Here is a 13,759-nt window from a genome sequence, read left to right as displayed (position 1 = left end):
TGACCTCGGCACGGTCGACGCGAGCGCCTTCACAGACAGACGCCGTGGTGGGCGAGTTGCAGTTGCTCGCCCCGGTACTCGCCCACCGCCACGGATCAACCACGCGTGCGGCGGACGTACCGGCCGCCGTGCGCCTGCGAACCGCGGGCGTCTCCACCGCGACTCGGCGTGACCTTTACGGAACCGTTGAACCGACGCCGGCGTCGGCGATTACTCCCGAGGTAATCGCCCTACCTCCTCGCCCCCGGCTACGTTCCGGTGGTCGCCCCACCTTGGGACGAACGGAACGAAGGAGCCCGATCGTGTCCGTTTACGGCTTCGCCCATCTTCGCAGTCGCCGCCATCACACCGACATCATCGAGTACCTGGAGCGCATCCAGGCCACCCTCGACCCCTTCGCAGGCCGCTTCCTCATCCACGGACCGCCGCTCGAGGTGCTGGAAGGCATGTGGCCCGGGAGCATGGTGCTGATCGAGTTCCCCGGCGTGGCGGAGGCCCGTGCTTGGTACGACTCGCCCGCCTACCAGGACATTTTGGCACTGCGTACCGATCACATCGAGGGCGATGTGCTGCTGATCGAGGGTGTCGGACCTGATTACGACCCGGCCGAGCGGGCCGGCAAACTGCGTGCCGAGGCCGAGGGGCAGGGGCAGTCAGCCGCATAGTCGCTGGTCCTCAACGCGGTGGCCGGATCCCCCGGGCCCGGTGAGCGACGGCCGCCCTCAGCTCACACAGGCCCCGGACTGCTGACGGCCATGGTGATGGGCACCCCACGGGTCCCGTGCTCACGCAGACACGTTCCCGCGTGGACCACTCCACCTGCTGCCCGATACTCACCGCCATGAAAAACCCAGCAGCGCGTCGCCCGGGGTTCCTCCCTCTCGGGACCCTCGCAGCTCCTCCTGCCCCGGCCTCCCGGCCTCCCGGCCGACGCGCCCTGGCGATGATCAAGGATGTGTCAGGCCGGACGTCCGAAACTACGCCACCCGCTCATGTCGCCCCGCTCCCGCCCCCCGATCGACAGCGCCCGGCCGGCCCGCGCACAGCCCGCCGGGGCGACGCAATGAGGCGGTCAGAGCCACCCGGCGCTGCGTCACGGCGCGCCCCGCGGTGGTCGAACGACCGCGCGGCCTGCACGGCAGGCGGCGGGCCGGCCGCACCGAGCGTCTCCACACGTGTCACACGTGCCCACCGGACACCGAAGGTCAGCCTGCTCCACCCGAACGGACGGCCCGGTGCCGGGGCCTGGTCAGCCGTGGCAGCAGGCGTATTTCCGAGCAAGCCGGCAGCGTCCCGGTCGCGCTGCCGCAAGCGATCTGGGCGATCGTCCCGCAGGATGGTGCCGGTGGCCCCGGCACGGCGAGTTCGTGAGGGCTGCCCCCTTCCGTGTGCGGCGGGACCGCCACCCGCCCTTTTCTCAGGGAGCACCTCATGGCAGTGACGACGGAGGAACTCGTACCGGTGCTGGAGGATGCCCGCCAGGCGCATGCGGCGCTCCTCGACCGGTTCGGGGCGGATGCAATGATCACACCGCCGGGCCCACACCGTCAGACGCTCGAGCGCCGGGCCGCCGAGGTCCACATCAGTCTTGAGCGCATCCACCGCCTTCAGCGCTCCCTCCGCCCCCGCGGCCTCCTGGAATCCGCTCTCGGTGCGACGCTGTTCGTCTCGCGCGGCGCCGTCCGTACGGCGTTGCTGCCGCTGACCATCGGATCGGTCGTCGTCCGGGGACTGCTCCCCGGCGGAGGCCCGGCCGATCCACGACACCTCCTGAGGAACACCGAGGACGAGTACGCGGCCGTCGCGCGGGCGCTGGCGACCTGTCGGGCCGGGGAGGTTCTCGCCGAACAGATGGACGACCAGCCCACCGCCGACCTGCTGGGCTCGCTCCGCCGCCAGGACGAGGAGCTGCTACAGGAACTGGAGGGCCTCCTCACCGATCACGCCCACGCTGTGGCACAGGTCGTCGCCGAGCGTGGCATCAGGCAAGCCCGAGGCACGCTCGAGGACGCGGCGCGTGGGAGACCCGAGCCCGGCCCCATGGCCGAGGAAGTCCTGGGGGCGGTCAGACAGGAGGAAGACCTGCCGATTCCCGGGTTCGGCCGGCTCAGCACGAAAGAGATCGCGGGGCTGCTGCCGACCCTGTCCCAGCTCGAGCTGACCGTGGTCGAGGGCTACGAGCACGCACACGCCCGCCGAAAGGCGGTCCTGAGCGCCATCGAGCGGTTGCGCGCACCCGAGCCGTGGACCGGATACGACGCCCTGGACGCGGCCGGGATCGCCGAGAGCCTGCGGGACGCACCCACCGAAACGGCGCGCCAGGTGCTGGAATACGAACAGCGCCACCGGCGACGCCAGGAGGTGGTCGCCGCTGCGGCGGCGCGCGCCTCCGCCTGACCATGGCCCGATCAGGCGGTCGCCGAGCCGAACCGGGCCGCCGACGAGCTCCGGTGTCCGGTCCCGTTCCGCTCTCTACGTGTCCATGCCGCCCGACGGTTCGTCACCGGTTCCGATGACGGCGAGCACCGTCTGCTCGGAGGCGCCGAAGACAGGGGGAAAGCCGCCTCCGTGTGCACCCTGTCGTGGCGACGTGAACGACCGCCGTCCGAGCCACACAGTTACACGCTGCCGGGTGGGATGGGCGTGGCCTGGTGGTAGTACATCTGCCAGCTTGCGTCCGCGCCCCGCTTGCGCCAGAGCGAACTGCGCCGTGCCCGGTTTCCCTCCAGCGAGGTCTCGTAGGTGAGGTGCACCAGCCCGGGAGCCAGCAGGACACCGGTGAACTCCGAGGGCTCGTGGCGCGGACCGCTTGCCGAGGCACCGTCCATCTCGGGCATCGCGGCAAGCATCTCGTCATACGTCCACCGTCGCCCCGAAGCGCCGACCTCTGTGAAGTCCGGGTCCAGTAGCTGTCGGGTAAGGGAGCGTGAACTGCGAACGCCGGGGTCCATGAGGCGCAACTCGCCTGCGATCGCCTCATGCACCTCATCTGATTCATAGCTCATGCAGACATCTTCGCCCACGAAGCCGAGTTCACCGCAACCGAGCTACCACCCGCAGAGCACAGCCCGGCTTCCGGCCGGCTGCTCGCCACCTGTCGAGACGAACCGCTGATGCTCGTGACACGATCCTGCGACCAGCGTGCCGGCACGACCGGCACACCGTACTCACGAACGGCGAGAACGAGCAGCACTCCACCGGCGGCGACGCCGAACACCTGGGTCAGAGCACTGAAGCCGAGACGTGCCCAGCGCCCGCGGGTCTCAGAGCATCATCTCGTACGTGCCCGACAGAGCCTCGACGCTCTGCCAGACGCGTTCGGAGCGCGTCGCGTCGACCACCGGTCGCCTGACCGCGCCGAGCGCCCACAGCTGCTGCCCCTCGGTCGCGGAGTCCTTGCCGTGCAGCTCCACCGCATGCGCGGAAAAGTCGCGTACGAGGACGGCGAACAGCTCGTCGAGCACGTCCTCGTCGAGGCCCGTCAGGGCTGCCTGTTCCAGGACCAGCTGACCGTGGACGACAAGCGCGAACAACTGCCCGACGGCGAGGAGCAGGTCGAGGTCCCGGCTCTGCTCCTCGTCAGGAGCGGCCGTGCGTACGAACTCGCAGAGCGCGTCGGCCTGTTCGCGGAATCGGCTCACGTTGGGGAGGTGGGCGTACGCGTCGAAGGCCGGCCGCCAGTCATGGAAGCGCACCGAGCCGAGACCGCGGGCCGGGCCCTGGCGGAAGAGGAAGTCGTCGTCGGCCGCGTCGAGGCGGGTGGGGACGGGCGGGTAGGCAACCGGGTCGAGGAGGTGGTTGCGCATGAACTTCAGGATCAGCGCCAGGTTGACGTGGACGGTGCCCTCCAGCTTCGGCAGGCCACGGATCTCGACGGCGGCCTGGGCGAAGTAGTTGTCCTTCTCGAAGCCCTTGGCGGCAATCACGTCCCACATCAGGTCGATGACCTTCTCGCCCTCGGTGGTCACCTTCATCTTCGTCATCGGATTGAAGAGGAGGTAACGGCGGTCGTCGGGGCCGGCGGTACGGAAGTAGTCGACAGCGCGGTCGCTGAACAGCTTCATCCCGACGAGCCGGACGTAGGCGTCGGTCAACTCGCGTCGCACGTGCGGGAAAGCGGTGACGGGACGGCCGTACAGGATGCGGTTCCGGGCGTGAGTGACCGCCTCGTACATCGCGTGCTCGCAGATGCCGATCGAAGCGGTGCACAGATTGAACTTGCCCACGTTGACGGTGTTGAGGGCGGCGTCGAACGCGGCACGGCCGGTGTGCAGGACGTCCCCCGCTGCCACGGGGTAGTCCTCGAGACGGAACTCGCTGACGAACTTCGAGGAGTCGACGACGTTCTTGACCAGGTGGTAGGCCGGATGGCGGCTGTCGGCGGCGAAGAACACGTAGCCGTCGGGGCCCTCTACGTCGGAACGTCGCCCGAATACGGAGACGAGTCCCGCGGCGTTGCCGTTGCCGATGTAGTACTTGGATCCGGTGGCCCGGAAACCGCCCGCGCCATCGGGCTCCAGAAGCATGTCGGTGGAGTAGATGTCGGCGCCATGAGCCTTCTCCGACAGACCGAAGGCGAACACCTCACCCTGCGACAGCAGCTCCGCGGCGCGGGCACGGGCGGCTCCGTTGTCGCTCTGCCAGACGGGCCCGAGACCGAGCACGGTGACCTGCCAGGCGTACCAGTAGTCCAGGCCGTAGAAGCCCAGGATCTCGTTCAGAGCAGCAATGCGGGCGGTGTCCCAGCGTTTGTCGCCCTCTCCCTCGGCAGCGGCGTCGGAAGGCGTGAGGAAGGTCGCGAAGAGCCCCTCCTTGGCGGCGAAGGCCAGGAAGTCACCGAGCCAGACGCGGCTGCGGTAGTCCTCGATCAAGCGGCGCTTACCGCGCTCCTCGAACCAGTCGACGGTGGCGCGCAGCAGCCTGCGGGTCTCCGGGTCGAAGTGCGCGGGGTCGTAGGTGCGCGGGTTGAACAGCAGCGCGTCGGCCATGTCTGCCGCCTTTCGGCTGGGAAGAGTGAGGTTGGACTGTGAGCAGGGGGTATCGGAAGACTGTTCGGCCGGTCAACGACCGTCGGCGACCCCGGCGAGTGTGACGAGGACGTCGTCGAGCCAGGCGATCATCATGCGCTCGTACGCGATGCCGCCGCGCAACACGACGTGCTGAAGCTCCTGTTCGGCGTCGGGCGCTCGGTCCGTCAGCGGCTGTGGGAAGTCGCGCGCCCGGCCCGCGAGATAGCGGGCGAGACGGTGCTCGTGCGCCTTACGGTGACGCTCGACCTCGTCGATGAGGGCGGTCGGGTCGCCGAAGGCCGCACCACGGACCTTCACCGCCAGGTCGTGCCGCACGCTCTCCGGTTCGGTGCGCTCCTGGAGCCACGCGCGGAGGGCGTCCCGTCCCGGGCCGGCGACGGAGTACTCCTTCTTGTCCGGCCGCCCCTGCTGCGGGACGTCCCGGACGTCGATCCAGCCGTCGCTGCCCATGCGCTTGAGCACCCGGTAGATCTGCTGATGTGTGGCCGTCCAGAAGTACCCGATGGACCGCTCGAACCGCCGGGCCAGCTCATATCCGGAGCCGGGCTTCTCCAACAGGGAGACGAGGATCGCGTGCTCGAGCGCCATGCGCACGATGCTCCTATGCACCTCGTTGCATAGCAACGCTGCCGTGATGAGAAACAGCTCACCCTGCGCACGTCAGGCAGGTCACAGGCCCCACGGCCTCGCGCGCCCGTCCCGGCCCGACTCACCGTGGCCGAGCCGCGCCGAGTGTGTGCGGCGCCCTGACGAACGGCAGCGGCGGGAGTTCACGCCGTCCAGTTCCCCGACGGCGACGGGCGCGCGGCGTTATGTGATCGGCGGCGCGATCCGGCACTCCGCAGCACGGCCTGCAGAGTGATCCAGTAGCGCCGCTCGACGTCGGCGTCCGTGGAGCGGACGTCCTCCAATACACCACCGTTGCGCTCGATACTGCGCGTCGATGCGATGTCGGGGAGCGGCGCGCCGACCGATGGGCGACCGAGGGATCACTGGAGCCTGAACGACGCTCGCTGCTGCCACCTTGTTCCGTTGTGGACCAGCAGATCGACCGACGACACGCGGGCAGTGACCGGAAGCCGGCTGCGAAGGTCGGCCTCGACCTCCTCAAGCACGGCGTCGTCCTGCCCCTGGGCGACGGTCAGGTGCGGGACGACCTCGTCGAACTGCCCGCCGAACGGCGGGGTCTGCGGCCACCGGTCCGCAATCGCCTCGGTGAGCCGGCGGAACGGAATGTCCGGTTCGGGCGCGAGATACAGGATTCCCGGAAATCGCCCGCAGTGCTCGAACCGCGTCTCAAAGGGTCGATGACGCCCGATCACCTCTCCGACAACCGCACAGGCGTCGTCGTCGAGGCGGCTCTCGTCGAGGAACGGGAAGAGGACGGTGACATGAGCCGGAACCCCCGCACTGGCTGACGGGTCCAGCCGGTCACGCCACGCTCGAACAGCAGGTTCTGCCTCGGGGATCCTCACGACGAGCCCCGACCGCCCCGCCTGCAACTCACCGGAGTCGTCACCTGCCATCGCACATATGTATCAGCGAGCCCGGATCGGCAGCGACCGGATTACGGCGCGAGCGGTTGAACACGCGACCGACACCCGACTCATCCCTCGCTGAAGCGCGGCAAGATGCGGGAAGGTTCCCCTTCCACCTTCCTGTCCCGCCTGGTCAATCCGGCCTACTGGTGGGCTCGTTGCGCCAGGGGCTGTTCGCGCGTTTCCCGTCTTGGCGCCGGCCGAGCTGAACAGCGTGCGTCACTCCGGGCTCCACAGCGCGAGCGTCTTTCTCCGACCGCGCGTTGGTCCGGCCTCCGCCGGGCCGGTTCTTCCGGCGGGTGCCAGGTCCGTGGGGCGTGACGGGACGGCCGGCGTGGGAGTCCCGTCAGCGGACGACGGCGAAGACGTTCTTCTGCAGGCCGTTGGCGTAGACCTCGTGCTCGACCAGCTTCAGCTTCTGGGTGTCCTTGTCCGAGGTGCTGAACAGACGCTTGCCCGCGCCGAGCAGGAGCGGGAAGACGAGCAGGTGGTAACGGTCGATCAGACCGGCGTCCGAGAGGCTCTGGTTCAGTGCGGCGCTGCCGTGGATGATGATCGGTCCGCCCTCGGTCTCCTTCAGCGCGGCAACCTCGTCGAGCGAGCGCAGAATCGTGGTCTCGCCCCAGTTCGACACAAGGTCGTCCTCGGTGAGGGTGGTGGAGACGACGTACTTCGGCATCAGCTTGTAGTCGGCGAAATCCTCCATGTTCGGCCACACCGGGCTGAACGCCTCGTAGCTGGCCCGGCCCATCAAGACGGCGGTGGCTTCCTTCTGCTCCCGTCCCTTGATGTCGAATGCCTCGGGGAGGAAATCAACGTCCTTGAAGGTCCACCCCGAGTTCCGGTAACCGGGCTCGCCTCCCGGGCCCTCCACGACACCGTCGAGCGAGATGAAAGCGGTGCTGATCAGAGTGCGCATGTAGGGTTCCTCGGCTTCTCGTGTCCGGTGCTCAGCAGATTCCGTCGGTGCGGGCTGCGGCCACTCTCGTGGCTGCGGCCGCACCAATCATGATCTATGACTGTGGATCACGGAGAAACTCATCGGCCGTCACCGTTCCCCTCGGAGGCTCCGCCATCCGGATCTTCCCCGGGAGTCATGCAGGTGTCTCACGACAAGACCTGCCTGCAGCGCAACGGCGGCCTTCGGGGTGCGGCCCGCCTCGACCGGTGGCGCCGACTTGGTGCGCTGCGGACCGGGTGATCCAGATGAAGCACCCTGGCCGACGCCAGGCGCAAGCGGCCCTGGCGGGCCGCGCGCCAGTACGCGGGACCAGCGCGGCGAGCAGGCCGGCGCCTTCCGCCCATCGTGTGACCTTCCGACGCCATGCCCACTCTCACGCTGCACGGGGTGCGTTTCTCAGCGGCCGAAACAGTCACCTGTTCCGGAAGCTACCGGGTCGCGGGCGGAAGCCGGTAGACCGAAACGTGAGAACGCGACTCGGCGGTGAATTCGGTACCGGCCCAGTCCGCATGTCTGCTCTCCAGTTCGAATCCGGCCAACTGGGCCATGAGATCGAGTTCGGACGGCCAGATGTAGCGGTGTGGACTGCGGAACAGCCGAGCCTGCCCGGCCTCGTCGAACGAGAAGTGGTGCGATACGACCTGCTGCCGCAGGACGTCGTAGGTGCCCAAGTTGACGTACCCGGGGACGGACCGCCGGACCACGGCTGTCTGGCCCGGTGGCAGCCTGCGCAGCTCGGGTACCCCGAGCTCGATCACAAACCGCCCACCAGGAGTGAGGTGACGGGCAGCGTTGCGGAAACAGTCGACCTGCTCCGCCTGAGTGAGCAGATTGGAGAGTGTGTTGTAGACGAGATAGACGAGGGTGTACTCCCCGGGAGCGACAGCGGTCGCCATGTCACCCATGATCACAGGAATGGCGGCTTCATCAGCCTTGGTACGCAGCTGCTCCACCATCGGCCGTGACAGTTCGATGCCGGTGACGCGGACTCCTCGCCGAGCGAGGGGAACCGCTACCCGACCGGTTCCGACGGCGAACTCGAGTGCCGCTCCGTGGCCTGCCAGTTCAGTGAGCCGGTCCACAGCCGGCTCCACGACCTCGGGTGCGAACATTCCGGTGCCGGGCGTGTCATAGCGCTGGGCGGTGTCGGCGTCCCAGATCATCTCCTGGTCCATTCCGTCAAAGCTCCCCGCTCCCCTACGTGGTGTCCAACGAATTTCGTCCGCCCCGCGCGGCGCCACCTGGCCCTGGGATACACGGAGTCACCGGACGCCGAACCGCTCCCCTGCTGAACCCTCACGATTCGGGCCTGTTGAGCAGTCGCCGGCAGATGCGGCTGCGGCGCGGTCCGCTCCACGAATTGCAGCCGCACCTCCGGGGCCGGCACGTCGCCGACGGCCGGGCGCGGGCGGTGTCGGTCGCCGCGCGGGGCCGGCGCTCTGGTGCGGGCCGCGCGGCCGGCAGCAGGCCGACGGCGTACGCCAGGGCTCGGTCGACATCGCCGAGCTCCTGGTGGATCCCGACCCCGATGCCCGGAGTACGTCTCTTTTCAGCCAGACCCCCATAACGTCCCGGCGCGGAAAGGTACTTCCGTACAGGAGCACGCGTCTGACATCTTGCATCCACCACTCGTTTCGTACGGCCCGGCCGGTGCACTCAGCACGGCCGGGCCGTCTCCGGAGGACGCATTGATACCCCACATATCCAGCCGACCTAGACGCACGCTGGTGCTGGCGGCCACGCTCGGCGCCGCCCTCGCGTTCGGCGCCCCGGGCGCCCTCGCGGGCACCCTCCCCGTCGCCTCCTCCACCGCGCCGGCCGCCAGGGCCCACGCTCCGGCCGCCGAGTCGGCATCCCTGAGTGCGGCCTGGGTGGCCGGCACGCGTGCCTACCTCGTGATCACCTCCCCTGGTGACAGTTCGGCGGTCCGCTCCGCGATCACGGCCAACGCCGGCACCGTCTTCTCGGCCTTCGACTCCATCGGCGTGATCGTCGCCCACTCGGCGTCCAGCGGATTCGCCGCCACCATGCGCGGCGTCACCGGCGTGCAGCAGGTCGGCGCCACGCGTACCTCTGATGTCCCGGCCGACGCCTACACCCCGGCTCTCCCGGCAAATCCGGCACAGGCCTCGACCCCGGCCGGAGAACCGGTCCGGGCCGACATGAGCCAGATCAAGGCCGACCAGGCCTGGGCCGTGAATCCGGGCTCCGCCTCCGTCACCGTCGGCATCCTGGACACCGGTGTGGACGACCAGCACCAGGACCTGGCGCCCAACTTCGACGCTGCCGACTCGGTCTCCTGCGCCTACGGCAAGCCCGACACCCGTGCCGGCGCCTGGCGGGACGTCGACACGCACGGCACCCACGTGGCGGGCACCATCGCCGCGGCCAAGAACGGCAAGGGCGTCGTCGGCGTGGCTCCCGGGGTGAAGATCGCCGCGGTCCGGGTCGCCGAGCCGGGCAACTCCTTCTTCTTCGCCGAGAACACCATCTGCGGCTTCGTCTGGGCCGGTGACCACGGCTTCAAGGTCACCAACAACAGCTACTACACGGACCCGTGGCAGTTCAACTGCCCGGACAACATCGACCAGGCCGCCATCATCGAGGGCGTCAAGCGCGCCCAGGAGTACGCCGAGGGCAAGGGCTCTCTCCAGATCGCCGCCGCGGGCAACGAGAACTACGACCTCGCCCACAAGACGACCGACTCGGCGAGCCCGAACGACTCGACGCCGGTCACCCGCACCATCACCAACGCCTGCCTCGACATCCCGACCGAGCTGCCGGGCGTGGTCACGGTCGCGGCCAACGGCACGGGCGTCACCAAGGCCTCGTTCTCCAACTACGGGCAGGGCGTCATCGACGTCGCGGCACCGGGCAGCAACGTATATTCCACCGTCCCCGGCGGCGGCTACGGCAGCAAGAGCGGCACCTCGATGGCCACCCCGCACGTGGTCGGCGTGGCGGCTCTCATCGCCAGCGCCGACCCGGGCATCACCCCGGCGCAGATCCGCGCCAAGCTGGCCACCCAGGCGAACGACATCGCCTGCCCCTCGGACAGCCGCTGCACGGGTACGACGGCCAACAACTCGTTCTTCGGCGAAGGACAGGTCGACGCCCTCAAGGCCGTCGGGACCACCCCGCCGCCCGGCAAGTACTTCGAGAACCTCGCGGACTTCGCCATCAACGACAACGCGACCGTGGAGAGCCCGATCGCCGTCACCGGTGTGACCGGCAACGCCCCGACCACCCTCAAGGTGGGTGTGGACATCAAGCACACCTACATCGGTGACCTGAAGGTCGATCTGGTGGCGCCAGACGGCACCGTCTACACACTGCACAACCACACCGGCGGCGGCGCCGACAACATCGCCCAGACCTACACCGTGAACGCCTCCTCGGAGGTCGCGAACGGTACCTGGAAGCTGCGCGTCAACGACAACGCCGCCTCCGACACAGGCAAGATCGACGCCTGGAACCTGACCTTCTAGCGCAGGGGCCCGGCAGCACTTGCGTAGAGCATGCACTGCGTCGGCTGCAGCTCCCCGCCCGCGGCCGCGGGCAAGGCGGGCCGCGCCGGTTCGGGCAGGGCCGCGAACTGCTGGGCGGCAGAGGGCATGTGGGCCTCGGCTGCGGTGTACGCCGCGGTCGGGGCCACATGCCGGAGGCGTCCAGGAAGGCCGCCGACGGCCTGGGGCCGGTGTCCAGCCCACCGCGCCTTCCTGCGGAAGCCAGGGCCGTGATGAGGCCTCCCTTGAGGGCGGAACACAGGGCCTGGCCCGGACACGCCGACGATGCCCAGCAGTGGACTGACGCAGACGAACGAGCCGCCAGAGGTGCTGTCCGTTTCCGGCCGGGGTGGAGCAGGGACGCTGGTGGAGGTTGCGTCGGCCAGCGCTCCCTGACGACGTTGCCGGTGTCGGCCTCGGAGAGGATCCCGAGCAGCCTGACCAGCCTCACCCCGGAGGCAGCTCCCCCGCCCGCGGGGGGCGTCGGAGCTGCCCGAGGTGCAGCTGGCTGCGGCAGGGGTCTACTGGGTGTAGAAGGTGGCGTCGGCCCGGTCGAGCGCCGTGCTGGGGGTCTGGACGTACAGCAGGTAGTTGTAGTGGCGGATGTAGCGGCCCGGGAAGTTGTACGACTCGTACGAGATCCCGGCGGAGTCGCTGAGGCCGGCCCGGGCCGTGAAGGAGGCGTCACCGGCGAACTGTGCCGTTCCGTCGTTCTTCTCCACCCACACCTCCGAGTTCTTCTGCCGGAGGAAGTAGCCGGGGAAGTTCGCCGACTCCAGGGAGACGGTGCCGCTGCCGGTGAGTCCGGTGACGACGCGGAACTGCGAGTCGGCGAGTGGGGAGACGTTCGGCTCGATCTTGGCGCGGAACTCCCAGTGCCGGATGAACCGGTCGGGGAAGTTGTAGGAGGAGAGCCGGATCGGGGTGACGCCGTCCGCGACCGGAATGCCGAAGTCGGGCGTGCCGTCGGCCTTCCAGTAGATCTTCTGCACGCGGGTGCGGCGGTTGGGGTCGTTGAGCGGGGAACCGCTGATGTCCTTGTAGCTGCGGTCGTGGTAGACGAGGATGTCGGACTTGCCGTCCTCGGAGACCGTGAACTGGTTGTGTCCGGGGCCGTACTGGCTGGTGGCGGCGAAACTGGCGAAGACCGGGCCGGCGCTCTTGGTCCACGACGAGGCGCTGAGCAGGTTGGCCGAGGCGGACGCGGTCAGCATGCCCATGCAGTAGTTGGCGTCGGTGGCACTGGCCGAGAAGGTCAGGAAGACCTTGCCGCCCCGCTGGATCACGGCCGGTCCCTCGTTGACCGTCTCACCTCCGGCGGTCTCCCACGAGGCGGTCGGCCGGCTGATCATGACCGGGGTGCCGGTGATGGTCCATGGGCCGGCCATCTGCGCAATGTAGATGTTGGTGCCGGCGCCGACGGCCGGGTCGTTCTGCGCCCAGGCGAGGTAGCGGGTGCTGTTCACGACGAAGGTCGTCGCGTCGAGGGAGAAGGTGTCCAACGGCAGCGCGATGCGCCCCTTCTCCGTCCAGGTCCCCGTGATCGGGTTCGCGGCGGCGCACTCCAGGACGTACGGCCGGATCTTCCAGATGTTGTTGGCGTCGCCCGCGGCGAAGTAGATGTACCACTTGCCGTCGATGAAGTGGATCTCCGGAGCCCAGATGTGGGCGCCCATCGTGCCGCTGGCGTGCTTGGTCCAGATGGTCGTCTCGGTGGCTGAGGAAAGTCCCTGGATCGTGGCGGCTCGGCGCAGAACGATGCGGTCGTACTCCGGCACCGTGGCGGTGAAGTAGTAGAAACCGTCGGTGTGCTTGAAGATGTGCGGGTCGGCCCGCTGCGCGGCGATGCTGTTCGTGTACGTCACACCGGGTGACGCGGGCACGGCGGCGCGGGCGGTGCCGGCCGCGACGCCGGTGAAGGCGGCGGCTGCCGAGCCGGCCATCAGGCCGAGGACCGTTCGACGGGTGAGTTCGGGTCTCACGGAGTACTCCCTTGGTGCTCGCGGCGACGCGGAAATACCATTCTCCCCCTCGCCGGTATTTCGAACATCGTTCGTAAGTTCGGCCAAAAGGTAGGTTCTGTGCTTGCCATAGTCAATGCTTCTGCCCAAAGGCATTCTCTGGCGCTGTCGACCCGGCCGAAACCTGTGGGTGATCTCCGGGTTGGTCAAGCCGAGAAGAGCCGCCCGTGGGGATCGCGTGCTCCACCTCGCCGGCGGCCTCCGGCCCGACCAGTCACCTTGCAGCCGACGGGCGAGTCCGGCGACACCTGTTTGTGCACCGTCTACGACCCCGTTTCCCGGCGCTTCACGCCGGTGAGCGCCGGCCGTCCCCTGCCGCCGATCATCTCTCCCGACGGCACGAGGACCCCCGCCCATCCGGGGCCGCCGCCGGGCATCGGCGGCCTGCCTTTCGAGGCCGCGGAGTTCGACCGGGGCCCGTGCGTTCGAGGAGGACGGTCGGGGCCTGCCGCTCGTCGCCCAACTCACCCAGGGTGGGGGACGAACGTGGGTCGACATGCGGAGAAAGTCGCCTGGACCTGAAGGGCGCCCGGTGCACAAGTCAACCCGGGCGACAGGCATTTCCGAAAGCGGGGCGGCACGAACCGCGCCGGAACGGAACCCGCCGGAAAGATTGACGGAACGATGGCGCAAACTTATCTTTTGGTCGAACTGCCGCACATTGTTCGCAATTTCGAACAATCATATCCTTCAGCACGGCGCT

10 protein-coding genes and 1 pseudogene are annotated in these 13,759 nt (G+C 68.6%); 4 read left to right on the top strand and 7 right to left on the bottom strand.

Annotation, left to right across the window (positions count from 1 at the left end; all coding sequences use genetic code 11):
- The first annotated feature begins 302 nt into the window (after positions 1-302).
- Positions 303-665 carry a DUF1330 domain-containing protein gene (locus tag C6376_RS39335; protein WP_107447872.1) on the top strand — a complete coding sequence of 121 codons (363 nt, stop codon included), beginning with the start codon at positions 303-305 and terminating at the stop codon, positions 663-665.
- A 766-nt stretch (positions 666-1,431) separates the two neighbouring features.
- Entirely contained in the window at positions 1,432-2,397 is a 966-nt protein-coding gene (locus C6376_RS39330) for a hypothetical protein (protein WP_107447871.1), read from the top strand.
- A 221-nt stretch (positions 2,398-2,618) separates the two neighbouring features.
- On the opposite strand, the gene C6376_RS39325 is transcribed toward C6376_RS39330, so the two are convergent.
- The 6 genes from C6376_RS39325 to C6376_RS39295 all read right to left on the bottom strand — a co-directional run bounded on the left by C6376_RS39325 (position 2,619) and on the right by C6376_RS39295 (position 8,704).
- Complete coding sequence (locus tag C6376_RS39325; protein ID WP_107449439.1) at positions 2,619-3,005, bottom strand: DUF4440 domain-containing protein; 387 nt, start codon at positions 3,003-3,005, stop codon at positions 2,619-2,621.
- Between the two features lie 258 nt (positions 3,006-3,263).
- Positions 3,264-4,988 (bottom strand): acyl-CoA dehydrogenase family protein, encoded by a 1,725-nt coding sequence (locus C6376_RS39320; RefSeq protein WP_107447870.1) that lies wholly within the window; start codon positions 4,986-4,988, stop codon positions 3,264-3,266.
- A gap of 72 nt (positions 4,989-5,060) precedes the next feature.
- Positions 5,061-5,618 (bottom strand): PadR family transcriptional regulator, encoded by a 558-nt coding sequence (locus C6376_RS39315; RefSeq protein WP_107447869.1) that lies wholly within the window; start codon positions 5,616-5,618, stop codon positions 5,061-5,063.
- Between the two features lie 401 nt (positions 5,619-6,019).
- A complete protein-coding gene (locus tag C6376_RS39305) occupies positions 6,020-6,556 on the bottom strand; it encodes a 2'-5' RNA ligase family protein (protein WP_107447868.1) in 537 nt (178 codons plus the stop codon).
- Between the two features lie 358 nt (positions 6,557-6,914).
- The gene (locus C6376_RS39300; protein WP_107447867.1) at positions 6,915-7,487 is read right to left on the bottom strand and encodes a dihydrofolate reductase family protein; all 573 of its coding nucleotides are present in this window, start codon (positions 7,485-7,487) and stop codon (positions 6,915-6,917) included.
- Positions 7,488-7,957: 470 nt separating this feature from the next.
- Positions 7,958-8,704, bottom strand: a complete 747-nt coding sequence (locus C6376_RS39295) for a class I SAM-dependent methyltransferase (RefSeq protein ID WP_107447865.1) — start codon at positions 8,702-8,704, stop codon at positions 7,958-7,960.
- Between the two features lie 552 nt (positions 8,705-9,256).
- Between C6376_RS39295 and C6376_RS39290 the strand changes: the two genes are divergently transcribed.
- Positions 9,257-11,017 (top strand): S8 family serine peptidase, encoded by a 1,761-nt coding sequence (locus C6376_RS39290; protein WP_107447863.1) that lies wholly within the window; start codon positions 9,257-9,259, stop codon positions 11,015-11,017.
- A gap of 539 nt (positions 11,018-11,556) precedes the next feature.
- On the opposite strand, the gene C6376_RS39285 is transcribed toward C6376_RS39290, so the two are convergent.
- On the bottom strand, positions 11,557-12,978 hold the full coding sequence (locus C6376_RS39285) for a family 43 glycosylhydrolase (RefSeq protein WP_173985961.1): 1,422 nt from the start codon (positions 12,976-12,978) through the stop codon (positions 11,557-11,559).
- A gap of 300 nt (positions 12,979-13,278) precedes the next feature.
- Between C6376_RS39285 and C6376_RS44865 the strand changes: the two are divergent.
- Positions 13,279-13,467: pseudogene (locus tag C6376_RS44865) on the top strand (SpoIIE family protein phosphatase); the annotation flags it as partial.
- Positions 13,468-13,759 lie beyond the last annotated feature (292 nt).

The sequence above is a fragment of the Streptomyces sp. P3 genome, from assembly GCF_003032475.1.
Lineage (GTDB): Bacteria > Actinomycetota > Actinomycetes > Streptomycetales > Streptomycetaceae > Streptomyces.
This window is presented reverse-complemented; position numbering and strand designations above follow the sequence as displayed.

What these genes read in the sequence shown, in the direction of transcription:
- C6376_RS39285 (WP_173985961.1), bottom strand. Translation starts at nt 12,978, where the DNA reads ATGGCCGGCTCGGCAGCCGCCGCCTTCACCGGCGTCGCGGCCGGCACC.
- C6376_RS39305 (WP_107447868.1), bottom strand. Translation starts at nt 6,556, where the DNA reads ATGGCAGGTGACGACTCCGGTGAGTTGCAGGCGGGGCGGTCGGGGCTC.
- C6376_RS39295 (WP_107447865.1), bottom strand. Translation starts at nt 8,704, where the DNA reads ATGGACCAGGAGATGATCTGGGACGCCGACACCGCCCAGCGCTATGAC.
- C6376_RS39300 (WP_107447867.1), bottom strand. Translation starts at nt 7,487, where the DNA reads ATGCGCACTCTGATCAGCACCGCTTTCATCTCGCTCGACGGTGTCGTG.
- C6376_RS39325 (WP_107449439.1), bottom strand. Translation starts at nt 3,005, where the DNA reads ATGAGCTATGAATCAGATGAGGTGCATGAGGCGATCGCAGGCGAGTTG.
- C6376_RS39320 (WP_107447870.1), bottom strand. Translation starts at nt 4,988, where the DNA reads ATGGCCGACGCGCTGCTGTTCAACCCGCGCACCTACGACCCCGCGCAC.
- C6376_RS39330 (WP_107447871.1), top strand. Translation starts at nt 1,432, where the DNA reads ATGGCAGTGACGACGGAGGAACTCGTACCGGTGCTGGAGGATGCCCGC.
- C6376_RS39315 (WP_107447869.1), bottom strand. Translation starts at nt 5,618, where the DNA reads ATGGCGCTCGAGCACGCGATCCTCGTCTCCCTGTTGGAGAAGCCCGGC.